Genomic DNA, 22943 nt, shown 5'->3' with positions numbered 1-22943 from the left:
GCATCGTGAACGACAGGGCAAAGCTGAAAGTAGTCGCGATGCCGACGGGCTGGCTGACCGTCGATCGCTCGTCGCAAGTGTATGGCCGCTATTTCGGCCAGCAGATCAAGGTGCCGGTGTGGTCCACGGCAATCGTCGGGGCCGGCAAGAAGATCGTCGTCGATACCGGCATTCATGATCCGGGCTGGGTTTCGAACTTCGTGTGTCCGTGCGAGCAGGCGCCCGAAGAGAAGCTCGAACGCGCGCTCAAGGAGTACGTGGGATGGAGCGCGGATGACGTCGATATCGTCATCAACACGCATCTGCATTACGACCACTCGGGCGGCAACACGCTCTTTCGCAACGCACGCTTCATCGTGCAGGCAAGCGAATGGGAATACGCGGGGCATCCATTGCCGACGCAGGCCACGTATTACCAGGAGTTTCTGATCGGCCGCGAGCCGCTAGCGTATTTTCGGTGGCAGTTCGTGCATGGCGTGGCCGACATCGTGCCGGGCGTGCGCGTGGTGCCGACGCCGGGACATACGCCGGGGCATCAGTCCGTCGCGGTGGACACCGAAGACGGCGTCGTGCTGATCGCGGGCGACTGTGCGAACTGCATGGAGAACATCGTGGATCTGGTGCCCGTTGGCATCGTGCATGAAACGCTGGCGGAGTTCAGCTCGCTTTCGCGGATTCGCCAGATCGCGGATTTCGTCATACCCGGACACGATCCCAACGTCGTGCCCGGCAGCGCGGGTATTGCACTGCCGGCGAGCGCTCGCTTGCCGCATGTTACGAAGTAAAAGCGCGCAATAGCAGAAGCGGTAAAAACCATACGAAGACCCGGAGGAAGACATGAAAGCATTGACGCAGACAATTCGTCGTGCGAAACGCACGGCGTTCGGTTTGGCGCTCGCGACGACGCTCGGTATCGCGATGACAGGGCAGGCCGCAGCGGCGGACAAGTACAAGGTGTTTCTGTCGATGAGCTATGTCGGCAACGACTGGCAGACCGAAGCCGCGAACATGGTGAAGGCAATGGCCAACACGCCCGCGCTCAAGGACAAAGTCGATCTCGAAGTGCAGGTCGCGGGCACCGACGCACAGAAGCAGATTCAGCAGATCAACTCGATGGTGCAGGCAGGCGCGAAAGCCATCGTGATCTACCCGATCTCGCCGACGGCGCTCAATCGCGCGATCAAGAACGCGTGTTCCAAGGGCGTGGTGGTCGCGGCCTACGACGGCGAAGTGACCGAGCCGTGTGCGCATAACGTGACCATCGATCAGCATCAGGCAGGCACCGTCACCGCGGAATGGCTTGCGAAGACCATCAACGGCAAGGGCAATATCGTGGTCGTCAACGGCGTGCCGGGCACGTCGGTGGACCGCGCGCGCACCGAAGCGGCAAAGGCCGTGTTCGCGAAGTTCCCCGGCATCAAGATAGTCGCCGAAGGCACCGGCATGTGGAGCCAGGCGACGGCGCGCACCGAACTCTCGAAGATTCTCGCGACGAATAGCTGGGACAAGATCGACGGCCTGTGGATGCAGGTCGGCTGCTTCACGGCGGCGTCGATGCAGCTCGAAGCCGGTATCGCCGATGACAAGATCAAGCCGTGCGCGGGCGAATCGTCGAACGGGCATCGTGTGCAGATGCTGCCGCCGGGAACGGTCAAGGGCGAGGGCACGTATCGCTCGATCGGGTATCGCTCGATCTCGTATGGCGCGCCGCCGTACTCGGGCGCCATGGCGCTCAAGATGGCCGTGCAGAAGCTCGACGGCAAGGACTTTCCGCCGCGCGTGACACTCAAGCTCCCGCTCGTGCTCACGCAGGATTCGAAGCTGTGCAAGACGGGCAGTATCGAGGAACTGAAGGCGGGCTGCACGGCCTTCATGCCGGACAAGGTGCCGCCGGGCTGGTTCGCCGACATCTATTCGGAAGACACGAAGGAAGTGGGCTTCAACGCGGCGCTCACCGGCAATCAGGACTGAGCGACATCTAAAGGTTAAGGGAGGCAAGCGATGACATCCCTTGCGATCGACCTGTCGAACGTGACGAAGCGCTTCGGCGCCACTGTCGCGCTCGACGGGGCGTCGTTCTCCGTCAAACGCGGCGCGGTGCATGCGCTGCTCGGCGAGAACGGCGCGGGCAAGTCCACCACAGTGAAGCTGCTGTCGGGTCTCATGCAGCCCGACGCCGGCAGCATTCGCGTGATGGGTCGGGACGTGGCGATGAAAGGCCCGAAGGACGCGCATCGGGCGGGCGTGCAGACCGCGTTTCAGGAGATGACACTCGTGCGCGATCTCACCGTCGCGCAGAATCTGTTGATGTCGTACGAGCCGACCGGCTTTCTCGGGCGCATCAGGAAGCGCGAGGCGCAACGCCAGGCGGCCGAATGGCTCGACAAGCTGGAACTGTCGGACGTGCGTCCTGGCGCTTATATACGCGACCTGTCGTTGCCGGTGCGGCAGAAGATCGAGATCGCCAAGGCCATCGTGCGCGCGCCGCAAGTGTTGCTGCTCGATGAACCGACCTCCGCGTTATCGGGCCGCGACGTGGCGTGGCTTTCGCGCCGTATCGACGAGATGAAGACGCAGGGCGTGACCTTCGTGTTCATCTCGCACCGGATGCAGGAAGTGCGCGAGTTCTGCGACAGCCTCACGGTGTATCGGAATGGCAAGGACGTCGGTGCTTTCGATACCGCCGATATCTCCGATGACGAAGTCATTCGTCTCGTGATCGGCCGCTCGATGGAAGCGAAGTATCCGCCGAAGGTCACGCCGCCTGTGCTGACGGAGAACCACGGCGCGCCTGCAATCGAAGCACGCGGCATACGTGTCGATGGCGTCGTGAGCGACTTCGACCTCAAGCTGAAAGTGGGCGAAGTGCATGGCATCGCGGCGTTGCAGGGCATGGGCCAGCGCGAGATGTTCGAGGCGCTCTTCGGCGCGAGCTTCATCGACGATGGCGAGATTCGTATCGACGGCAAGCCGGTTACGTTGACGTCCACGGCGGATTCGCTCAAGGCCGGCGTCGCGACGAGCTTCCTGCCTGAAGACCGCAAGACCGAAGGCTTGTTCCTGCGCTTGCCGGGCGGCGAGAACGTATCGCTGCCGGTGATCGGACGCTACTCGCGTTTCGGCTTGATCGACCGCAAACGCGAACAGGCGGCCATACGCCGCTCGCTTGCGCAGATGGAAGTGAATCCGCGTGCGCTCTACAAGCCGTGTCTTTCTTTCTCGGGCGGCAATCAGCAAAAGATCGCGATGGCCAAATGGCTGCTCACGCAAAGCCGCGTGTGGCTCATGTTCGACCCGACGCGCGGTATCGACGTAGGCACCAAGCATCAAATATTCGTTTTGATGCGTGCGTTCGCGGCGGCGGGCGGCTCCGTGCTGTTCTATTCGACGGACGTGCCCGAACTCGTCAACGTGTGCGACTGCGTGTCGGTGATGTATCGCGGCCGCAATGCGGGCGAGCTCGAAGGCGAGGCGCTTACCGAAGAGAACGTGATGCGCAAGATGCTATCCAGTTGAGGAGTTGCATATGAAAATAGCCATAGCGTCGCCAGAAAGCGAGATCGTGAGGCCCGGCGCGCGCGTGGGAATCGGCGCGCGCATCGACCATCATCGCGGGCTCATCATCGCGATCGGTGCGTTGCTCGCCATGCTCATTGCGTGGGTCGCGCTATCCGCCACGCCGGTCGGCATGTACGACATCGGTTCGGTCATATCGAGCAGCACAACGCTCGCGCTCGCGGCCATCGGGCAGACCATCGTCGTGCTGTCGGGCGGGTTCGATTTGTCGGCGTCGGCGGTCGTGTCGCTGGCCAACGTGCTCGCGGTGCGCTTCGTGCAAGGCTCGCCCGTCGAGCAGTGGGCGGGCGTCGCGCTCATCATCGCCATAGGCGGCGGCATCGGCCTCGTCAACGGCGCGCTGATCGCGTGGTTCCGCTTGCAATCCATTGTCGTTACGCTCGCGACGATGTTCATGGTGCAAGGCGTCACGCTGCTCATACAGAACAAGCCGGGCGGCAGCATCGGCGAACAATTCGGCGGCTTTCTCACGGCCGACCTGATTCCCGACAAGATACCGATGTCGGCTGTCCTGCTCGTCGTGGCTTTGCTCGTGTGGTCGTTCATCAAGCGCACGCGCTTTGGCGTCGGTCTCTATGCGCTTGGCAGCGACCCCGATGGCGCGTATGCCAACGGCATGCCGGTCACGCGTTATCGCATCGCGACCTATGCGCTCGCAGGCATGTTCTACGCGGCAGCGGGCCTATACGTGTCGGCGCAGACGGGCTCGGCCGATCCGCTCGTCGGCCGCCCGCTCCTGCTTTCCATGTTCACGGCGGTCGTGCTCGGCGGCACGTTGCTTGGTGGCGGTCGTGGCGGTTGCGTTGGAAGCGTGTTCGCCGCAATGACGCTGATGATCACGGTGAACATCCTGCTCGTCTTGAACGTATCGGCGTTCTTCACGACGATTGCCGAAGCCGTGATCCTGATTCTCGCGGTGCTCGGTTCTTCCATCGGCAAGCAGTCGGCGGCGCACGAGTGCGCGCGGCAGGCTTCGCAATGGCTCAAGGCTGTGCGAACGGGCACGCGTGCACGCGATGACGGCCATGCGCGGCACGTGGCGTTCGAAGTCGGCGATTATCGTCCCATTGAGAACAAGGAGTTGAAGGGCCGCGCGATCCCGGACTGGATCGAGCGCAATCGCGAATGGGTCAAGTACGTGATTCCCGCGTACCTGCTGTTCTTCGGCGTGGTCGTCATCACGGGCTTCGTCTATGGTCCGGGCGTGCTGATCAGCGCGAACTTCTATAGCAGCCTGCTCACGCTGACCTTGTTTCTCGCGGTCCTCGGTCTCGGTCAAGGCGCGGTCATTCTCACCGGCGGTCTCGATCTGTCGATGCCGTGGCTCATCACGCTATCGGGCGTACTGTTGACGGGTCTCACGCATGGCTTGAACGGCGCCGCGGTCTGGGCGGTGCCGGTCGTGCTCGGCGTGGGCCTGCTCGTGGGCATCTTCAACGGCGTGGGCGTCGTCATGCTCGGCTTGCCGCCGATTGTCGTGACGCTGGCGGCGAACGGCCTGCTGCAAGGTCTCACGCTCATCTATTGCAATGGCTCACCGCAAGGCTGGACGCCGTCCGTGATCAGCGAGTTCGTCAATGCTCGTCTCGGTCCGCTGTCGCTAGCCGCCTGGAGCGTGCCGCTGTTTCTCGCGATTGCCTTGTTGCTGTTGCATCGGACGCCGTTCGGCAGGCGCGTCTATGCGGTCGGCAATTCGCCGATTGCCGCGCGTCTTTCCGGCGTGCGCGTCGGCTCCACGTTGATCGCGGTGTATTGTCTTTCGGGTCTGTGTTCCGCGCTCGTCGGCTTGCTGCTCGCGGGCTTCAGTTCGCAGGCGTTTCTCGGCATGGGCGATCCTTATCTCTTGCCTTCCATTGCCGTGGTCGTGGTCGGCGGCGCGCTCATCACGGGCGGACGCGGTCACTATCTCGGCGTGTTCGGCGGAGCGCTTCTGCTTACCGCGCTCGGCACTTTGCTCGCGGGCACGACCGTGCCGCCAGCGGTCCGCGACATCATCAATGGCCTCGTCGTTCTCGCCGCGGTGATCACGTTGCGCGACAAGCGAGGTTGACGAGCCGCTCATAAAAACCGGAGGAGACACAAGAAATGAACCCAAGGCAAATAGCGATCATCGGTACAGGACGCATCGGCAGGGCGTGGGCCATCGTGTTTGCGCGCGCGGGCTTCAGCGTGAATCTGCATGATGCGTCGAAGGACATGCTGAACGGCGCGATCGCTTCGATACGGGAAAGCGTGGACGACCTCGCGTCGTTCAAGCTGACCGACGAGTCGACCGATGCCATCGTCGCGCGCATCAAGACTTGCGAGTCGCTCGAGGAAGCCGTGTCCGACGCGGCTCTCGTGCAGGAGAACATCGCGGAAATGGTCGAGCCCAAGCGCGAACTATTCGCGCAACTCGACCGCCTGACTCATCCCAATGCGCTGCTTGCCAGTTCGACCTCGGGCCTGCCTGCATCGACCTTTACGCAAGGCTTGAAGGGCGGCGCGCGCTGCCTCGTCGCGCATCCGGTGAATCCGCCTTCGCTCGTGCCGCTCGTCGAGCTATGCGGCGCGCCGTGGACCGCGCCCGAAGCGATCGAACGAGCGCGCGCCATCTACGAAGCGGCGGGACAGAAGCCCGTGACCGTGAATCGTGAAATTTCGGGCTTCCTGCTCAACCGCCTGCAAGGCGCGGTGCTCGACGAAGCGCTCAGTCTCTATGCGCAGGGTTACGCCACGGCGGCCGACCTCGATACGGTCATGCGCGATGGTCTCGCCATGCGCTGGTCGTTCATGGGTCCGTTCGAAACGATCGATCTGAACGCGCCAGGCGGCGTCGCGGATTACGCGGCGCGCTATAGCGGCACGTATCGCAACATCACGGCGACGCGCGTGCCTTTCGACTGGCCCGAAGAGATATTGACTAAGCTCGACGCCGAACGCCGCGCCGTTCTGCCGCGCGATCAGATCGAAAACCGCAGTAGCTGGCGCGATCGCAGGCTGATGGCGTTGATCGCTCACCGCCTCGCGGACAAGGACAAGGCGTAGCCACGCCACAACCAGGAAGGAGACGACGATGCCCGAAACCCGCTTGCTGGTCGATGCCAACAATCATCTGGGTGAAGGACCGCTTTGGGACGTGAAGGAGGAGAAGCTCTACTGGATCGACAGTACCGCCGCCGAAATCTATAGCTGCCGCGCCGATGGCAGCGAGGTCGAACGCTACTTCGTGCCGCGTCATATCGGTTCCATGGCGCTGCGTGAACAAGGCGGCGCGGTGGTCGCGCTCGCGAACGGGCTGCATTTCTACGATTTCGACTCGCAGACGGTGCAGTTTATCGGCGACCCGGAAAGCGACGATCCCGAAACGCGCTTCAACGACGGCAAGGTGGATCGGCAAGGGCGGTTCATTGCGGGCACCATGTCTTACGACTTCGATCGCTACTTTGCGGATCGCGGCCAGCGTTCCACGAAAAGCGGCGGACTTTATCGGCTCGATACGGACGGCAAGATCGCGCATCTGGACAGCGGCATCAGTTGTTCGAACGGTCCATGCTGGAGCCCGGACAACCGCACTTTCTACTTCACCGACACGTATAGCAAGGAGATGTACGCGTACGACTACGACATCGAAACGGGCGCCATATCGAACAAGCGGCTGTTTGCTTCCGCGCGCGACATGGCCGGCACATTCGATGGCGCGACGGTCGATTCCGAAGGCTACGTATGGTCCGCGCTGGTGTTCGGCGGGCGCATCCTGCGCTTCGCGCCCGATGGCTCGCTCGACCGTGTCGTGCCGTTTCCGGTTCGCAATCTGACGAGCGTGATGTTCGGCGGCCCGAATCTCGACATTCTTTACGTCACGACAATGGGCCGCCCGATGTGGGGCATTCCGCAGAAAGAGCGCGACAAGGGTGGTCTTTTCGCGGTGACGGGACTCGGCGTGACAGGCCTTCCAGAGCCGCGTTTTGCGGGGTGAGATTCGAACGCCCGACGCTTAACTCTTTACGATGCACACCGAGTTGAGATCGTGGGCGTCGCCTTCCGTTACCGTCAACTTGCCTGCCTCGATGAGGCGGGCAAAGCGCCACTTGCAAAAGAGATCGCTGCGTCCCGAACGATGCATAGCCGCGCCAAGCATCTCGCTGCTTGCGAGCTTGGCCGGGGCGCCCGACGCGAGCGCGATGAAGTCCGCGTCGTAATGATCGATGGGATGCGAAGCGAGCTTGCCGTCTTCCCACACACGCACGGCTTCGCCATCTTCCTTGAGCGCGGCCCATTCGTTCGCGAGTTGCGTGCGCAGGCCGGCGCTTGCGGGCTTGCGTGCCGCGACGAGCGCGGCGGCCGCGCCGACATCCAGCGCCAGCGCTTGTCCCTTGGGAATCGCGCGAGCCACGGCGCGCAGGCTCGCATCGATTTCGCTCACGAGCACGTCCGCGTCGCGCAGCCACCAGTGCGCGCGTCGACGCAGCGCTTGTTCCACATCGCCTGCCTCGGCCCAGATCACTACCTCGGACGCCTGAGTCGTCAGGTCGGCGAGGCGCCGGTTCATGTCGCGTAACTCGCCATACCAGTCCATCGACGCTTCGTCTTGCGGATCGAAGCCGCCGCACGCGTAGAGCGCCTTCATGAAGCCGACGCGCGCATCGGGCGAGCCGGTGTCGACATCGACGAGCGGGCCGATCGAGCCATCGTCGAGGATATCGATGACGGGATCGCGCAACGCCGTGCGCAACATGGCCGCGGCCGAGCCGCCCTGACATAGGTGATGGATGGTTTTCATCGGATTCTCCTCTTCAACGACATACCTTCAACGACACATCGCCGACCCCTCCGGCGCGTGAAGCCGCAGACTATAGCGGAATTCGTATCTCGAATTTAGCGGTCGGCCCCGGTTTTCTTCCCGGACCGGGTCCCCGCTTTATTCCTCACCGCGCTCATGGGACTAAAGTCCAATACCGGTTCAAGAGCCGCGCGCCTATTCTCCAGCGAGAAATCAAGAGCCGGGGCGTGGACACAGCGCCTCGCGGTGCTGCCGAACTTCACGCCTGATCCAATGAGCGATGCGACGCCAACCGTGGCCGTGGTCGATGACGACGAATCGGTCTGCCGGGCACTCAAGCGGCTGCTGCGTGCGGCCGGCATGGCGTCGGCGAGCTTCGGCACGGGCGACGCGTTGCTCGCCGCACTCGACGAAAACGACGCCGCATGGCGGCCCGACTGCATCGTGCTCGACGTGCAGATGCCAGGCATCAACGGGCTGGAAGTGCAACGGCGTCTGGCGGGCACCGACATGCCGATCGTCTTCGTCACGGCTCACGACGATCCCGCCGTGCGCGATACGGCGCTCGCTGCGGGAGCCGCGGCCTATCTGCATAAACCATTCGACGACGAAGTGTTCATCGGCGCGGTGCGCGCGGCCATTGCACGCGTGCGCGAGGCGCCATGACGTCCTTCCCGATACCGCATAAAACGACGACACATGGAACGAGGGCCGGTTGCGTGCGCAGACGGTCAGGCATCGACGAAAACACTGAGAGGGAGTACCGAAATGAACAGCACGTTTCAAACCGCGCGGAGCCGGCGCGTGCGCCTGTCATCGAGCTTGGCGCTCATGCTTGCGACCGCGGTAACGCTCGAAGCAGCCGCGCAGCAGGCGATCTATTACCCCGCGCGCGGCCAAAGCCAGAGCCAGCAGGGCAATGACGTATCGCAATGCCAGCAATGGGCGAAGCAGAACACCGGTGTCGATCCGATGGCACTCGCGCAGCAGGCTAACCAGCCACCGCCAACGCAGCAACAGGGCGGACGCGTGCGTGGCGCGGCGGGCGGGGCGGCAGCGGGCGCCGCGATGGGTGCGATAGCCGGCGACGCGGGCAAGGGCGCGGCAGCAGGTGCGGCGGGCGGTGCAGTGATGGGCGGGGTGCATCAACGGCAGCAGCGGCGTGCGGCCGCGTCGCAGCAGCAGGCCAATCAGCAACAGGTCTCGCAGGAGATGACGACCTTCAACCGGGCCGTGTCCGCCTGCATGACGGGACGCGGCTACACCGTGCAATAGACGCGAGCCACGCGAGCGGAGACACTTATGCCGACTTCACCTTTGCGGATCTTCAAAGCCCCCGCTCCGGCTTCGTCGGCGTTCGTGCGCTGGCGGCGCGCGGGCATGCGCTTCGTCGGCGTCTCGTTGATGTTCGCCATCGCGGCATGCGAGAAGCAAGCGAGCGCGCCCAAGCCCGCCGCGCCCGAAGTCACCATGATGACCGTCGAAGGCCACGACACGCCCGTCACGTTCGAATTCGTCGCGCAGACGCAGAGCTCGCGCGAAGTGGAGATCCGCGCACGCGTGGAAGGCTTCCTCGAAAAGCGCCTCTACACCGAAGGCGCGCTCGTGAAAGCAGGGCAGGTGATGTTCCAAATGGATCGCAAGCCGTTCGAGGCTTCGCTGCAAACCGCGCGCGGCCAGCTCGCGCAACAGCAGGCGCGGCTCACCGTGACCAAGGCGAATCTCGCGCGGGTGCGTCCGCTCGAAGCGCTGAACGCGGTCAGCAAGAAGGATCTCGACGACGCCATCGGCAACGAGAAATCCGCACAGGCCTCGGTGATCGCCGCGCAAGGCGAAGTACAGAACGCCGAACTCAATCTGGGCTACACCACCATCAAGAGTCCGCTCACCGGCTTGTCGAGCTATGCGCGCATGCAGGAAGGCAGCTATCTTTCGGCAGGCAATTCGAGCCTGCTGACTTCGGTCGCGCAACTCGATCCCATGTGGATCAACTTCAGTCTCTCGGAAAACGAGGTCTTGAGCTATCGCGATCAGATCGCGAAAGGACGCCTGACCGCGCCCGCTGACAAGCGTTATATCGTCGAAGTCATTCTCGCCGATGGCTCGCGCTATCCGGATACCGGCCCGGTCGATTTCTTCGCGCCTTCGTATAACAAGGACACGGGCACGTTCCTCGTGCGCGCGGTGCTGCCGAACAAGGCCGGGCAGTTGCGCCCCGGCCAGTTCGTGCGCGCGCTGGTGCATGGCCTCACGCGGCCGAACGCCATTCTCGTGCCGCAACGCGCCGTGTTGCAGGGCGCGAAAAGCCACTACGTATGGTTGCTCGACAAGGACGGCAAGACGCCGCGCGAGCAAGTGGTGGAGGTGGGCGACTGGCTCGGCGACAACTGGTTCATATCGGATGGTCTGCGCGCGGGCGACCGCGTGATCGTCGATGGCGCGATACGCGTGTCCGCGGGCGCGCCCGTCAACGTGAAGGGCGATGCCGCGCCCGTTGCGCCGCCAGGCGAAGCGACCATCAAGGTCGAGCCAGCCCAACAGGCGAAGTGAGCGAAGGCCGCCATGAAATTCTCTCACTTCTTCATCGACCGGCCGATCTTCGCGATGGTCGTGTCGATCGTCATCACGCTCGCGGGCGTCATTGCCATGCTCGCATTGCCGATCGCGCAGTATCCGGACATCACGCCCGCGCAGGTCACGGTGACGGCTCAGTATCCCGGCGCAAGCGCGGATGTCGTCACCAACAACGTGGCCGCGCCGATCGAGCAGCAGGTGAACGGCGCGGACAACATGATCTACATGAACTCGTCGAGCTCATCGACGGGACAAATGACGCTCAACGTGTTTTTCGATATCGGCACCAACCCGCAACTCGCGCAAGTGGACGTGCAGAATCGCGTGAACCTTGCGTTGCCGCAGTTGCCGCAATCGGTGCAGGCGCAAGGGGTGCAGGTACAGAAGAAGTCGTCGGCGTTCATGATGGTGATCGCCATCTATTCGCCGAGCAACCGCTACGACGCGACGTATATAGCCAACTACGCGAACATCTACGTGCTCGATGCACTGAAGCGCATTCCCGGCGCGAATCAGGCGAGCATCTTCGGCTTTCCGGATTACGCCATGCGCATCTGGCTCAAGCCCGAACGCATGGCACAGCTCGGCGTGACGCCTTCTCAAGTGCAGAGTGCGGTGTCCAATCAGAACCAGCAGTTTGCGGTGGGCAGTATCGGACAATCGCCGACGGGCACGCCCGTGCAGCAGTCGTTCGCCGTCACCACCACGGGACGGCTCGCCACGCCTGCCGAGTTCGAGAACATCATCATTCGCGCGCAGAACGGAGGCGCCGCTATCGTGCGCTTGAAAGACGTGGCGCGCGTCGAACTCGGACAGAAAGATTACTCGATCCGCAGCCGCTTTCAGGGCAAGCCCGCAACGGTGATCGCCGTGTATCAGCAGCCGGGCGCGAACGCGCTCGATGTATCGAAGCAAGTGCGCGCCACGCTCGAACAGATGAAGAAGTCATTTCCGGAAGGGATCGACTATCGCGTTTCGATGGATACCACCGAGTTCACGCGCGCTTCGATCGCCGATGTGATCCACACCTTCTTCGAAGCACTCGTGCTCGTGGTTATCGTCGTGTATCTGTTCCTGCAGAGCATACGCGCGACGCTCATTCCGGTGCTGGCGGTGCCGGTGTCGATCGTCGGCACGTTCGTGGGCATGTCGCTGCTCGGCTTTTCCATCAACATGCTCACGTTGTTCGGGATGGTGCTGGCGATAGGGATCGTGGTGGACGATGCCATCGTCGTGATCGAGAACGTCGAGCGCAACATGACGGTCTTCAAGCTGCCGCCGAAAGAAGCCGCGAAGCGCGCAATGGACGAAGTCTCTGGACCGGTCGTCGCTATCGTGCTCGTGCTGTGCGCGGTGTTCGTGCCCGTGGCGTTTCTCGGTGGCATCACCGGGCAGTTGTACAAGCAGTTCGCCATCACGATCGCCATATCCGTGGTGTTCTCCGGGATCGTTGCGTTGACCTTGTCGCCCGCGCTCGCGGCGCTGTTGCTCAAGCCCGAGCATGGCAAAAAGGCGCGCTTTTTCGTGTGGTTCGACAACGGCTTCGCGAAGATGACGCGCGGTTATTCGCGCTCGGTGGCGTTCGTCATCAAGCGCTCGGTCCTCATGTTGCTGATCTTCGCGGGCATGATCGGCCTTTCGATCTGGATGGTGAAGTCGATACCCACGAGCTTCTTGCCGCCCGAGGACCAGGGGTATCTGCTCGGCGCGGTGATCATGCCCGATGCCGCGAGCCTCGACCGCACCGGAGAAGTCTCGGAACGCGTAACCGATTACTTCATGAAGCAGCCAGGCGTGGACAGTATCACCACGGTGGATGGCTTCAGCCTGCTCGACAGTCAGACGAAGAACAACGCGGGTACGTTCTTCGTCGGCTTCAAGAGTTTCGATGAGCGCTATTCGTCCGCGAACATTCGCACGCAAAATGCGCGCGCCGTGCTGCTCGGCGCGTACAAGAATCTGTCCACGGTGAGTCAGGGTATCGTGCTGCCCGTCAATCCGCCTTCCATTCCGGGCCTTGGCACGACGGGCGGTTTGGAGATGTGGATACAAAGCAAGGGCGATGCGGGCAGCGCGCAGATATCGGCCAGGGTGCAGGATTATCTGGCGAAAGCGAAGCAACGGCCCGAATTGCAGGGCGTGACGTCCACGTTCAACGCCAACGCGCAACAGCTTCAAGTCGAAGTGGATCGTGCCAAGTCCGAAACGCTCGGCGTTCCGGTGCAGGACGTCTACAGCGCGATGCAGACCATGTTCGGTTCGCTCTACGTCTCGCAGTTCAACAAGGACAGCCGTCTGTGGCAAGTGATCCTGCAGGCGGAATCGTCGGAGCGTCGCACGCCCGAGGACTTGAATCGCATCTTCGTGCGCGGCAGTTCAGGCGAAATGGTGCCGTTGAAATCCGTGGTCACGTACAAGTACGTGACCGGTCCCGATCTGATCACGCGCTTCAACAATTTTCCCGCAGTGAAGATCACGGCCAACGCCGCGCCCGGTTACAGCACGGGGCAGGCCATGGCCGCGCTGCAGGACATTGCGACGAGCACGTTGCCGCAGGACTACGGCATTGCGTGGAGCGGTCAGGCATACGAGGAACAGAGCTCAGGCAGTTCATCGGCGATGGTGTTCGTCTTCGGCCTCGTCATGGTGTTCCTGATTCTCGCCGCGCAATACGAGAAGTGGTCGTTGCCGATGGGCGTCTTGCTCGCCGTGCCCTTCGCCTTGTTTGGCGCACTGCTCGCCATTTTGCTGCGCGGGCTCGACAACAACGTGTACTTTCAGATCGGCCTCACCATGCTCGTTGCGCTCGCGGCGAAGAACGCCATTCTGATCTTCGAGTTCGCGGTGCTCAACCGCGAAGCGGGCAAGTCCATCTACGAGTCCGCGATGACCGCCGCATCCGAGCGCCTGCGCCCGATCGTGATGACATCGCTCGCGTTCATTCTCGGCTGCGTGCCGCTCGCGATTGCGACGGGGGCATCGGCGAATAGCAGGCATTCCATCGGCACGGGTGTGATCGGCGGGATGCTGGGCGCCACGCTCATCGCCGTATTCTTCATCCCGATGTTCTATTACGTCATCGAGACCATGAGCGCCAGGTTTGGGTCGAAGAAGAAGGGCGAAGGTAAGGGCGAACCGGATTCATCGCCCGCGGCGGACCATGACGGGCCCGCGACGCACGGAGGCGAATGACATGCGCTCAAACATAGCCATGAAACCGTCATCGCGTGTGATCGTGCTGATCGTGTCGTCGATGCTCGGCGGTTGTCTGCTCGGGCCGAATTACGAGCGTCCCGCCATCGAAACGCCCGATAGCTTTCGCTTCGCCGCACAGCAATCGAACGAGATCGCCAACACGGCATGGTGGGAGCAATTTCAGGACCCCGCGTTGAATCAGTTGATCGCCATTGCGTTGCGAGAGAACAAGGATGTGAAGATCGCGGCGGCGCGCGTCGATGAATTCCTCGGGCAATTTCAAGTCACGCGTTCGCAGCTGTTTCCGCAAGTGGGATTGGGCGCGAATGCCGAGCGCGAGCGCTTACCCATCGGGTCCGCGCAATTGCCGCCGGGCGTAGGCACGGTCATCAATCAGTATCAGCTCGCGTTGAATGCTTCGTGGGAAATAGACGTGTTCGGGCGCTTGCGGCGTCAGACGGAAAGCGCACGCGCTAGTCTGCTTGCAAGCGAGGAAGGCCGCCGCGCGACTATTTTGTCGTTGGTGGCTTCGGTAGCATCGACCTACATCACGCTCGTTTCGCTCGACCGGCAACTCGATATTGCGCGAGCCACGGTCAAGAGCCGGCAGGAGTCCGTGATCGTGTTCGGCCTGCGCTTTCAATACGGCGAAGTCTCGCAGATGGAACTGGCGCAGTCGCAGTCGGAGTATCAGGCCGCGCTTGCGACGATTCCGCAACTCGAACAGCAGATCGCCACGCAAGAAAACGCGTTGTCCATTCTGCTGGGCCGTAATCCGCAAGGCATCGCACGCGACCGCGAACTCGACGATCTGGCCACGCCGCAAGTCCCAGAAGGTCTGCCCTCGGAGTTGCTCACGCGGCGGCCGGATCTGCGTCAGGCGGAGCAGAACCTGATCGCGGCGAATGCGCAGATTGGCGCGGCGCGGGCGCTGTATTTTCCGTCGATATCGCTCACGGGCCTCTTCGGCACTGCAAGCACGCAATTCTCGCAACTCTTCACGGGAGCGGCGCGCGTGTGGTCGTTCGCGGGTGCCGTGACGCAGCCCATCTTCACGGGCGGAGCGATCAGCGGACAAGTCAAGGCGGCGGAGGCGCAGCAGCAACAAGCGCTTTTCTCCTATGAAAAAGCGATTCAAGTGGCCTTCCAGGATGTCGACGACAGTCTCATCACGCTAACCAAGAGCCGCGAAGCACGCGATGTGCAGGGCCGCCAGGTCGATGCCTTGCGTACCTATGCCAATCTCGCGCGGCTGCGTTACGAGGGTGGCTATACGAGCTATATCGAAGTGCTCGATGCGGAACGCAGCCTCTTCCAGTCGCAGTTGAGCTATACGCAGACGCAGGCCGCCGCGCTCAATGCCATGGTTTCGCTCTACAAGGCGATGGGCGGCGGCTGGGTCGCGGAAGCCGAGCAACGCACGGCAGTGGTCTACGACACGCGCGGCGCGGTGGTCAAACGCGATGCGAAGGACGAGCCATCGCCATGAACGCGCACGCCAACATGCGTTTGATCGCCTGTCACGAATGCGATCTCCTGCAACATGAAACCGCGCTGCAAAGAGGCGGCGTCGCGCGCTGTGCACGTTGCGGCGCGCCGCTGTATCGCAATCGTCCCGATGGACTGAATCGCGCGCTTGCCTGCACGCTCGCCGCCCTCACGATGTTCTGCATCGCCAATGCGTTTCCTATCGTGGGACTCGAAGTGAGCGGCACGGTGGTTCAAACCACCCTGCTCGGCGCGGTGCGCGTGCTTTATGCCGATGGCATGTGGCCCATCGCGGGGCTCGTGCTCGCGACCACGTTCATCATGCCGCTTGCCGAGATGTGCGCCATGGCGTGGCTGCTCGTTCCACTGAGCAGGGGCTACGCGCCGCGTGCCGGACGTGCCGCCTTTCGCGCGTTGCATACGGTGCGGCCGTGGGGCATGACCGAGGTGCTGATCCTCGGCTTTCTCGTGGCGCTCGTGAAACTTGCGCATATCGCGAGTGTCGTGCCTGGCCTTGCGCTCTTTGCATTCGGCGGCGTCATGCTGCTGATCTCGGGCGCTTCGGCATCGTTCGATCCGCGCGAGGCATGGGCATTGATCTACAAAAGCAGCCTCGCCGATGCCCCTGCTTATCGCGGCCACGCGCGCACCGCGAAACAAGCGGGCTTCTTCGTCTGTCACGATTGCGCGCTCGTCTCCAAGGCGCCGCCGCATGCACACGACGGAAACTGTCCGCGTTGTCACGCACGGTTGCACTTTCGCAAGCCCGGCAGCATCGAGCGAACGTGGGCGCTGCTGATCGCCGCGATGGTGCTCTACGTGCCCGCCAACGTGCTGCCCGTGATGGATACGAGTTCGCTCTTCGGCGCGCAGAAGGACACCATCATGAGCGGTGTCGCGTATCTGTGGACTTCGGGTTCATGGCCGCTCGCGGTGCTGGTGTTCATCGCGAGCATTGCCGTGCCCATGCTCAAGATACTCGCGCTGCTCATGCTCGTCGTCAGCACGCAGATGCGCTCGCGCTGGCTGCCCGCGCGGCGCACGAAGATCTATCGCATCGTCGAGTTCGTCGGTCGCTGGTCGATGCTCGATATTTACGTGATCACCGTGCTCGTCGCGCTCGTGCAGTTTAATGCGCTGGCGACGATACGCGCGGGCGCCGCCGCCATTGCTTTCGGTGGAGTCGTCGTGCTGACGATGTTCGCGGCAATGGCATTCGACCCGCGTCTCATCTGGGACGCCGCGGACCAAGGACATGGCTGAACCTCCCGACATCAAGCGAGCGCCTCCGGATGAATTTCCCGAAGCCTTGCCCGCCCGCCGCCCGCGCTTCGGCATATCGCTGATCTGGCTCGTGCCGCTCATCGCGGTGCTGATCGGCGGATGGCTCGCGGTGCAGGCCATCCTCGAGAAAGGTCCGACGATCACCATTACTTTCAACACGGGCGAGGGGCTCGAAGCCGGCAAGACCAAGCTCAAGTACAAGAACGTGGATATCGGCACGGTCAAGAGCGTGGTGCTCGCGCCGGATCACAAGCGCGTGATCGCATCGGCGGAAATGGCGAAGGATGCGGAACACATGCTCGTCGACGACACACGCTTCTGGGTCGTGCGCCCGCGCATTTCAGGCGGCACGGTGTCGGGCCTCGGCACGTTGATCGGAGGCGCGTTCATCGGCGTGGATGTGGGCGTGAAGAGCGCGAAGCGTCACGACTATACCGGGCTCGAATCGCCGCCTGTCATCACGGCGGACGTGCCGGGGCGCGAGTTCGTGTTGAAGAGCCCGACCATGGGTTCGCTCGATGCCGGTGCACCGATCTACTTCAGGCGTCTCCAGGTGGGACAGGTGACCGCCTATGAGCTCGATGCGGACGGCATGGGCGTGACCATCCACATCTTCGTCAACGCCCCTTACGACAAGTACGTCAAGCTCGATACGCGCTTCTGGCAAGCGAGCGGCGTGGACGTCAAGCTCGATTCGACCGGTGTGAAGATGGACACCGAATCGCTCGTCGCGATACTCGTGGGCGGGCTCGCATTCGAAACGCCGGCGCCCTTGAAAGAGCTTGCCGATAGCTCGGATCATCAGGATCTCGCGGAAGCGCCTGCGAGCAGCGTGTTCCAGCTCTTCGGAACACGCCCCGAAGCAATGAAGCGGCATGATCGTATCGTCGATACCTACGTGTTTAATTTCAAGGAATCGGTGCGCGGTCTGTCGGTCGGCGCGGAAGTGGATTTTCGCGGTATCGTGCTCGGCGAAGTGACGGCGATCAATACGCAATACGATCCGGTGCGGCGGGAATTCAGCATCCCCGTACGCGTGAACTTCTATCCGGAACGCTTCACCATGCGCATACGGGCAGGCGACAAGACGGGACGTCTCGTGCCCGACCGGCATCGGCTCTTGCAATACATGGTCGAGCACGGCTTTCGCGGGCAATTGCGTACCGGTAGCATCCTGACGGGGCAGCGCTATATCGCGGTCGATTTCTTCCCGAACACGCCGAAAGAAAAGATGGACACAAGCGGCGATCCGCCGGAAATTCCGACCGTGCCGGGCGGCTTGCAGTCATTGCAGGACTCCGTGCAGGCACTCGTGGCGAAGTTCAACAAGATTCCGATCGAAGGGATCAGCAATGACCTGCGCGATACGCTCAAACAGGCGCAGGTGCTTATCAAAACGCTCGACACCGACGTCGCGCCACAAGCGAAAGCAACGCTCGCGGCTGCACGCGATGCGCTCGGCGCGACGAGCCGCGCGTTGCAGAGCGACTCGCCGTTGCAGACCAGCACCGCCGAAACCATGCGTGAGTTGTCGCGCACGGCCGCTGCATTCCGCAATCTCGCGGAGTATCTCGAACAGCATCCGGAAGCGATTCTGCGCGGCAAGCCGGAGGATAAAAGGTGATATACCGTTTCTTCGTTCCAGCGCTCATCGTCATGGTCGGCGCGTGTGGTGCATCGCCCAAGGCCGCGTTCTATACGTTAAGTCCGGAAGCCACACTGCAACCCGCCGCGAATGTCAGGCCCGTTCGCGTGACCGTGGGGCCCGTGACGGTTCCCGACCTTGTCGACAAGCCGCAGATGATCACGCGAACCATGCCGAACGAAGTGACCGTGAACGAGTACGCGCGCTGGGGCGAGCCGTTGAAAGAGAATATCGCGCGTACGTTGGCGGCGGATTTGTCGCGCGTGCTTGGCGTGGATAATGTGTCGATTTATCCGCCGAGTGCGGATATCAAGACCTATCAGCTACGCGTCGATGTGATGCATTTCGAATCCGTCATCGACGATTCCGTCACGCTCGATGCACTCTGGAGCCTTCGCGCCCCCGATGGTGTATCGCATTTCGACGGGCACACGCTCGTGCACGAAAACACGAAAGGCGATGGTTTCGCCGCCATCGCCGCGGCGCATAGCCGCGCGCTCGCGCAGATGAGCCGGCAGATCGCGGCCGCGCTCGGCGAGATGCGGCAATGAACGAGGAATCATGCCGTAATTGAATCGCCTTCGGGCGCTTCGTGCGGCAGCGTCCAGCCGAAGAATACCTGCGCGTCGTGCAGCTCGCCGGCTCGTATCGAGAGAATCTCCGTGTTGCGAAAGGCCTTGCCGTCGAGCATGCGCGCATCGTACGTGACGAACACATGTTCACCGTCCTGCCTCATGTGAACGAAGTCGAAGGTGGCGATTGCGTTCGCGTTCGGCCAGCAACGCGCGAAGTAAGTCGCGCGGTCGAGACGGTTATCGCGAGGACTCGTGAAATGGAAGTCTTTCGCGATGAGCGCTTCGATAGCGGCACGATCCTTCCTCACATACGCTTCATAAACACGTCGCGCGACTTCAACCGGGTCGAGAGTTTCGTCGGGCATGAGTTTCTCCTTTGCGATAGGCTTCGGGTTGCGTGCGCGATTCATCGTCACGTCTCATACGACGTTCGAGCGATCGCGGAATCGACGTATGGTCACGCGTCGTGCGCAAAATCCAACAATAGCTTCGCATGAGACTTGAGTCGGAGGCGTGTGTTCCGGCTCTTGTCGACAGGAGACGGTTACATGCCAGCAAGACGCCTTATTTCCGCGCTGCTCAGCGCTGCATTGCTCGCCTCACTTCCCATTCAATCCGCCCTCGCGGACGATACCCCCACCGAAACGATCACCGTGGCAGGACTTTCCGAGCCTTCGGACATCCTGGTGGATCGCTGGGGCGTGCCGCATATCTACGCGGCCAACGACAGCGACGCGTTCTTCGTGCAAGGCTTCAACGCCGCGCGCGATCGTCTGTTCCAGATCGATCTATGGCGTCGTCGCGGGCTTGGCGAACTCGCCGAAGTCTTCGGGCCCGCGTATGTCGAGCAAGACAAGGCCACGCGGCTCTTTCTCTATCGCGGCGACATGGAGACCGAATGGAAGCGCTATGGACCCGATGCCAAGCCGGCCGCGACGCGCTTTGCAGCAGGCGTCAACGCGTATATCGACTGGCTTGCCGAGCACCCGGACCGCATGCCTTATGAGTTTCGCAAAGTCGGTTACTGGCCCGCGAAGTGGGGCGCGGACGATGTCGTGCGTATCCGCAGTCATGGCCTGACGCGTAATTTGACGAGCGAAGTGGCGCGTGCGCGCGTCGCATGCAAGAGTTCGCTCGATGCCGATTCGGTGCGCTTCGGTTTGCAGCCACAGTGGAAGCCGCAGATGCCCGCGGGTCTCGATCCATGCCTGCCCGACGATGTTCTCAAGGTCTTCACGCTGGCGACGCAAGGCGTACGCGTGACGAAGGAATCGCTCAAGAGCGCGGATGCATCGACTTCGATGATTGCCGCTGCCGACAATCCCGAGGAAATCACCGAGGGCAGCAACAACTGGGTGGTCGCGCCGGGCAAATCGGCGACGGGCCGCGCGATCATGGCGAACGATCCGCATCGCGCTTATGCCGCGCCGAGCCTGCGCTATATCCAGCAGATCAGCACGCCGACGCTCGATATCATCGGTGGCGGCGAGCCTTCCTCGCCGGGCATATCCATTGGTCATAACGGGTTCATTGCGTACGGTCTCACGATCTTCAACATCGATCAGGAAGATCTCTATGTCTACGAGTTAAACCCCGCCGATGCGCGGCAGTACCGCTACAAAGGTGCATGGGAGCCAATGCATGTCGTGCACGAGACGATCAACGTACGCGGCGCGGCGCCCGTCAAAGCGGACCTACTGTTCACGCGTCATGGTCCCGTCATCTACACGGAAGACAGCAAGCATCGCGCATACGCCGTGCGTACCGCATGGCTCTCGCCGGGTATGTCGCCTTACTTCGATTCCATGCGCTACATGCGCGCGAAGAACTATGCGCAGTTCAAGTCGTCGCTTGCGACCTGGGGCGCGCCCACGGTGAACCAGGTCTATGCGGACACGCAAGGCAACATTGCATGGGTGCCGAGCGGCCTTGCGCCTGTTCGTCCGAACTGGGATGGCCTCATGCCCGTTCCCGGCGATGGCCGCTATGAATGGTCCGGGTTCTGGCCGCGCGACGCAATGCCTTCGGTCTATAACCCGTCGCAAGGGTACTTCACTACATCGAATGAAATGAATCTGCCGGCGGGCTATCCCTATGCCGAACGCAAGCTCGGATTCGAATGGACCAACGGCTCGCGGCATCAGCGTATCGACGAAGTGTTGAAGTCGCTAGACAAGGTATCGATCGAAGATTCCGAGCGCTTGCAAAACGATGATCTGTCGATACCCGCACGTCGTCTCGTCGCGTTGTTGCAGCCTCTTTCCAGCGACGATGCCGACACGCGCGCGGCACTCGGCATGCTCAAGGGCTGGGATGCGCATATGCGCGCCGATTCGGCACAGGCCGCGCTCGAAGAGGTCTGGCTCTCGCGGCATCTCGGCCGCGCATTCAAGCAAGCTGTCTTGCCGAAGGACGCGGCGGCTTCATTCGGTGCGCCGGACACGGCCGTGATGCTCGACTCGCTCGAACATCCGGCCGCGCGTTTCGGTGACAACGCTGAAGCGAAACGCGATGCCGTGTTGCTGTCGAGCCTGCGCGACGCTTATGCGGAGATGTCGCGCTTGCAAGGCAACGACGCCACGCGCTGGCAGTGGGGCGGGCTTCAAACCAATCTCAACGCGCATCCACTGGCCGATGCCGTCGATGCCGACACGCGCGCAAAGCTCAACGTCGGGCCCATGGGTAAGGGCGGCAGTGCTTATACGCCGAATCAATCGACGTATCGCGCAAGCGATTTCCGCGAGACCAATGGACCATCGTTTCGCGTGATCGTCGATGTCGGCAATTGGGATGCATCGCGCGCGGTGAATCTGCCGGGCGAATCGGGCGATCCGGATAGCCCGCATTACCGCGATCTCGCGCAGATGTGGCTCGATGGCGACTACTTCCCGCTGCTCTATTCGCGTAAGGCCGTCGAGGCCGCGACCGAGAAGCGCGTGCACCTTGTTCCAGAGACGCGTTGATCGCGCTTGAGTTTTTAGCAGGACGATGGGAATAGATTCCGGCATGGGCGGGTTTACGAATTGAAGCCTCAGCGCTCGAAGATTCAAGAGAGTCGAGCGTGTTCGATGAGGTTCCTGGGTCGTCATCGATCCAGCCAAACCCTTTCTTGCCGGAGTCTTGCATCATGAACATCATCGCCAAGGTTGTCGTGTCGCTCGTCGTCATCGCTGCGCCTGCGCTTTCCTTTGCTCAAGGGTCGAGCGAACCGCTCACGCGCGCGCAGGTGAAAGCCGAGCTCGTGCAGATCGAGCAAGCGGGTTATTCAGTTGGGTCGGGCGACAGTACGAACTATCCGGCCGACATTCAGGCTGCGGAAGCAAAGGTCGCCGCGCAGCAGAACGCCAATGAAACGAATGAGGCATACGGCGGCATGCATGAGAGCGGCGCGGCGTCTGGGACTGTGCATCGTGGGGCTGCGTCGCCTTCGTCATCGTCATCGTCATCGTCGAATGCTTGTGTCGGCCCTGCGGACTTTTGCGTTCCGTTCTTTGGAAGTTAACTTTCTAAGCCGACCAGCCATGCACGTTGCTTTCGTCTTTCGAATAACTTGCTAAAGGCTGCAAACATCGCTTAGTGGCTGCCCGAAAATTATTTTCGAAAAGGGGGTTGCCATGCTGTCTTTCGCCAGTCATAATTCGCCTCCCGTTGAATGACGGCGCGCAAGAAAGCGAGCAGACAAGCGAAGCGATCAAAGCGCAATGCTCTTTAAAAACTAACAGCCGATAAGTGTGGGCACTTGATGGCGCGAGCGGTTCTGACCTTTTGGGGTTGGGACGTTTAGCGAAAGTTATCAAGTCTCACACAGTATTAGAGGAAGGTTTATCTGTCGAAAGACGGATTG

General features: G+C 62.0%; 18 protein-coding genes. 16 read left to right on the top strand and 2 right to left on the bottom strand.

The features are described from left to right. The first annotated feature begins 38 nt into the window (after nt 1-38). Genes NCT04_RS20535 through NCT04_RS20510 form a run of 6 tightly spaced genes read left to right on the top strand, consistent with a single transcriptional unit; the run spans nt 39 to nt 7534 of the window. Nucleotides 39-785, top strand: a complete 747-nt coding sequence (locus NCT04_RS20535; RefSeq protein WP_284509395.1) for an N-acyl homoserine lactonase family protein — start codon at nt 39-41, stop codon at nt 783-785. Between the two features lie 52 nt (nt 786-837). Further along, the gene (locus tag NCT04_RS20530; RefSeq protein WP_244828735.1) at nt 838-1971 is read left to right on the top strand and encodes a sugar ABC transporter substrate-binding protein; all 1134 of its coding nucleotides are present in this window, start codon (nt 838-840) and stop codon (nt 1969-1971) included. Between the two features lie 30 nt (nt 1972-2001). Continuing rightward, nucleotides 2002-3516, top strand: a complete 1515-nt coding sequence (locus tag NCT04_RS20525; RefSeq protein ID WP_250467486.1) for a sugar ABC transporter ATP-binding protein — start codon at nt 2002-2004, stop codon at nt 3514-3516. A gap of 10 nt (nt 3517-3526) precedes the next feature. After that, nucleotides 3527-5626, top strand: coding sequence for an ABC transporter permease subunit (locus NCT04_RS20520; RefSeq protein ID WP_250467485.1), 2100 nt, complete (start codon nt 3527-3529; stop codon nt 5624-5626). Between the two features lie 35 nt (nt 5627-5661). Beyond that, the gene (locus NCT04_RS20515; RefSeq protein ID WP_250467484.1) at nt 5662-6603 is read left to right on the top strand and encodes a 3-hydroxyacyl-CoA dehydrogenase; all 942 of its coding nucleotides are present in this window, start codon (nt 5662-5664) and stop codon (nt 6601-6603) included. Nucleotides 6604-6631: 28 nt separating this feature from the next. Then, nucleotides 6632-7534 carry an SMP-30/gluconolactonase/LRE family protein gene (locus tag NCT04_RS20510; protein WP_250467483.1) on the top strand — a complete coding sequence of 301 codons (903 nt, stop codon included), beginning with the start codon at nt 6632-6634 and terminating at the stop codon, nt 7532-7534. An 18-nt stretch (nt 7535-7552) separates the two neighbouring features. Here NCT04_RS20510 and NCT04_RS20505 read toward each other — a convergent pair whose 3' ends face one another. Further along, on the bottom strand, nt 7553-8338 hold the full coding sequence (locus NCT04_RS20505; protein WP_250467482.1) for a DUF3658 domain-containing protein: 786 nt from the start codon (nt 8336-8338) through the stop codon (nt 7553-7555). Nucleotides 8339-8611: 273 nt separating this feature from the next. On the opposite strand from NCT04_RS20505, the gene NCT04_RS20500 reads away from it, so the two are divergent. The 8 genes from NCT04_RS20500 (at nt 8612) to NCT04_RS20465 (ending at nt 19075) form a co-directional block, all read left to right on the top strand. Then, on the top strand, nt 8612-9004 hold the full coding sequence (locus NCT04_RS20500; RefSeq protein WP_250467481.1) for a response regulator transcription factor: 393 nt from the start codon (nt 8612-8614) through the stop codon (nt 9002-9004). A 102-nt stretch (nt 9005-9106) separates the two neighbouring features. Further along, nucleotides 9107-9613, top strand: coding sequence for a YMGG-like glycine zipper-containing protein (locus NCT04_RS20495; protein WP_250467480.1), 507 nt, complete (start codon nt 9107-9109; stop codon nt 9611-9613). 27 nt (nt 9614-9640) lie between these two features. Next, the gene (locus NCT04_RS20490) at nt 9641-10888 is read left to right on the top strand and encodes an efflux RND transporter periplasmic adaptor subunit (protein ID WP_502800686.1); all 1248 of its coding nucleotides are present in this window, start codon (nt 9641-9643) and stop codon (nt 10886-10888) included. 12 nt (nt 10889-10900) lie between these two features. Then, nucleotides 10901-14104, top strand: a complete 3204-nt coding sequence (locus NCT04_RS20485; protein ID WP_250467479.1) for an efflux RND transporter permease subunit — start codon at nt 10901-10903, stop codon at nt 14102-14104. A 19-nt stretch (nt 14105-14123) separates the two neighbouring features. Further along, nucleotides 14124-15596: an efflux transporter outer membrane subunit gene (locus NCT04_RS20480; protein ID WP_250467699.1), complete on the top strand. Its 1473-nt coding sequence runs from the start codon at nt 14124-14126 to the stop codon at nt 15594-15596. Next, nucleotides 15593-16858 (top strand): paraquat-inducible protein A, encoded by a 1266-nt coding sequence (locus tag NCT04_RS20475; RefSeq protein ID WP_250467478.1) that lies wholly within the window; start codon nt 15593-15595, stop codon nt 16856-16858. The genes NCT04_RS20480 and NCT04_RS20475 overlap by 4 nt, the downstream gene beginning before the upstream one ends. Beyond that, nucleotides 16851-18503 (top strand): PqiB family protein, encoded by a 1653-nt coding sequence (locus NCT04_RS20470; protein WP_250467477.1) that lies wholly within the window; start codon nt 16851-16853, stop codon nt 18501-18503. Before NCT04_RS20475 ends, NCT04_RS20470 begins: the two co-directional genes overlap by 8 nt. Then, nucleotides 18500-19075 carry a PqiC family protein gene (locus tag NCT04_RS20465; protein WP_250467476.1) on the top strand — a complete coding sequence of 192 codons (576 nt, stop codon included), beginning with the start codon at nt 18500-18502 and terminating at the stop codon, nt 19073-19075. The genes NCT04_RS20470 and NCT04_RS20465 overlap by 4 nt, the downstream gene beginning before the upstream one ends. Nucleotides 19076-19083: 8 nt before the next feature. On the opposite strand, the gene NCT04_RS20460 is transcribed toward NCT04_RS20465, so the two are convergent. After that, the gene (locus NCT04_RS20460; RefSeq protein ID WP_250467475.1) at nt 19084-19464 is read right to left on the bottom strand and encodes a nuclear transport factor 2 family protein; all 381 of its coding nucleotides are present in this window, start codon (nt 19462-19464) and stop codon (nt 19084-19086) included. 183 nt (nt 19465-19647) lie between these two features. Here NCT04_RS20460 and NCT04_RS20455 point away from each other — a divergent pair, with 183 nt between their 5' ends. Both NCT04_RS20455 and NCT04_RS20450 read left to right on the top strand, forming a co-directional pair. Next, complete coding sequence (locus NCT04_RS20455; protein WP_250467474.1) at nt 19648-22062, top strand: penicillin acylase family protein; 2415 nt, start codon at nt 19648-19650, stop codon at nt 22060-22062. A 164-nt stretch (nt 22063-22226) separates the two neighbouring features. Continuing rightward, nucleotides 22227-22601: a DUF4148 domain-containing protein gene (locus tag NCT04_RS20450; RefSeq protein WP_250467473.1), complete on the top strand. Its 375-nt coding sequence runs from the start codon at nt 22227-22229 to the stop codon at nt 22599-22601. The last annotated feature ends 342 nt before the right edge of the window (nt 22602-22943 follow it).

It is taken from the genome of Caballeronia sp. GAFFF2 (assembly GCF_023631485.1).
Taxonomy (GTDB): Bacteria; Pseudomonadota; Gammaproteobacteria; order Burkholderiales; family Burkholderiaceae; genus Caballeronia.
This window is presented reverse-complemented; position numbering and strand designations above follow the sequence as displayed.

What these genes read in the sequence shown, in the direction of transcription:
- NCT04_RS20515 (WP_250467484.1), top strand. Translation starts at nt 5,662, where the DNA reads ATGAACCCAAGGCAAATAGCGATCATCGGTACAGGACGCATCGGCAGG.
- NCT04_RS20475 (WP_250467478.1), top strand. Translation starts at nt 15,593, where the DNA reads ATGAACGCGCACGCCAACATGCGTTTGATCGCCTGTCACGAATGCGAT.
- NCT04_RS20505 (WP_250467482.1), bottom strand. Translation starts at nt 8,338, where the DNA reads ATGAAAACCATCCATCACCTATGTCAGGGCGGCTCGGCCGCGGCCATG.
- NCT04_RS20490 (WP_502800686.1), top strand. Translation starts at nt 9,641, where the DNA reads ATGCCGACTTCACCTTTGCGGATCTTCAAAGCCCCCGCTCCGGCTTCG.
- NCT04_RS20485 (WP_250467479.1), top strand. Translation starts at nt 10,901, where the DNA reads ATGAAATTCTCTCACTTCTTCATCGACCGGCCGATCTTCGCGATGGTC.
- NCT04_RS20530 (WP_244828735.1), top strand. Translation starts at nt 838, where the DNA reads ATGAAAGCATTGACGCAGACAATTCGTCGTGCGAAACGCACGGCGTTC.
- NCT04_RS20455 (WP_250467474.1), top strand. Translation starts at nt 19,648, where the DNA reads ATGCCAGCAAGACGCCTTATTTCCGCGCTGCTCAGCGCTGCATTGCTC.
- NCT04_RS20510 (WP_250467483.1), top strand. Translation starts at nt 6,632, where the DNA reads ATGCCCGAAACCCGCTTGCTGGTCGATGCCAACAATCATCTGGGTGAA.
- NCT04_RS20520 (WP_250467485.1), top strand. Translation starts at nt 3,527, where the DNA reads ATGAAAATAGCCATAGCGTCGCCAGAAAGCGAGATCGTGAGGCCCGGC.
- NCT04_RS20525 (WP_250467486.1), top strand. Translation starts at nt 2,002, where the DNA reads ATGACATCCCTTGCGATCGACCTGTCGAACGTGACGAAGCGCTTCGGC.
- NCT04_RS20500 (WP_250467481.1), top strand. Translation starts at nt 8,612, where the DNA reads ATGAGCGATGCGACGCCAACCGTGGCCGTGGTCGATGACGACGAATCG.
- NCT04_RS20535 (WP_284509395.1), top strand. Translation starts at nt 39, where the DNA reads ATGCCGACGGGCTGGCTGACCGTCGATCGCTCGTCGCAAGTGTATGGC.
- NCT04_RS20450 (WP_250467473.1), top strand. Translation starts at nt 22,227, where the DNA reads ATGAACATCATCGCCAAGGTTGTCGTGTCGCTCGTCGTCATCGCTGCG.
- NCT04_RS20460 (WP_250467475.1), bottom strand. Translation starts at nt 19,464, where the DNA reads ATGCCCGACGAAACTCTCGACCCGGTTGAAGTCGCGCGACGTGTTTAT.
- NCT04_RS20470 (WP_250467477.1), top strand. Translation starts at nt 16,851, where the DNA reads ATGGCTGAACCTCCCGACATCAAGCGAGCGCCTCCGGATGAATTTCCC.
- NCT04_RS20480 (WP_250467699.1), top strand. Translation starts at nt 14,124, where the DNA reads ATGAAACCGTCATCGCGTGTGATCGTGCTGATCGTGTCGTCGATGCTC.
- NCT04_RS20495 (WP_250467480.1), top strand. Translation starts at nt 9,107, where the DNA reads ATGAACAGCACGTTTCAAACCGCGCGGAGCCGGCGCGTGCGCCTGTCA.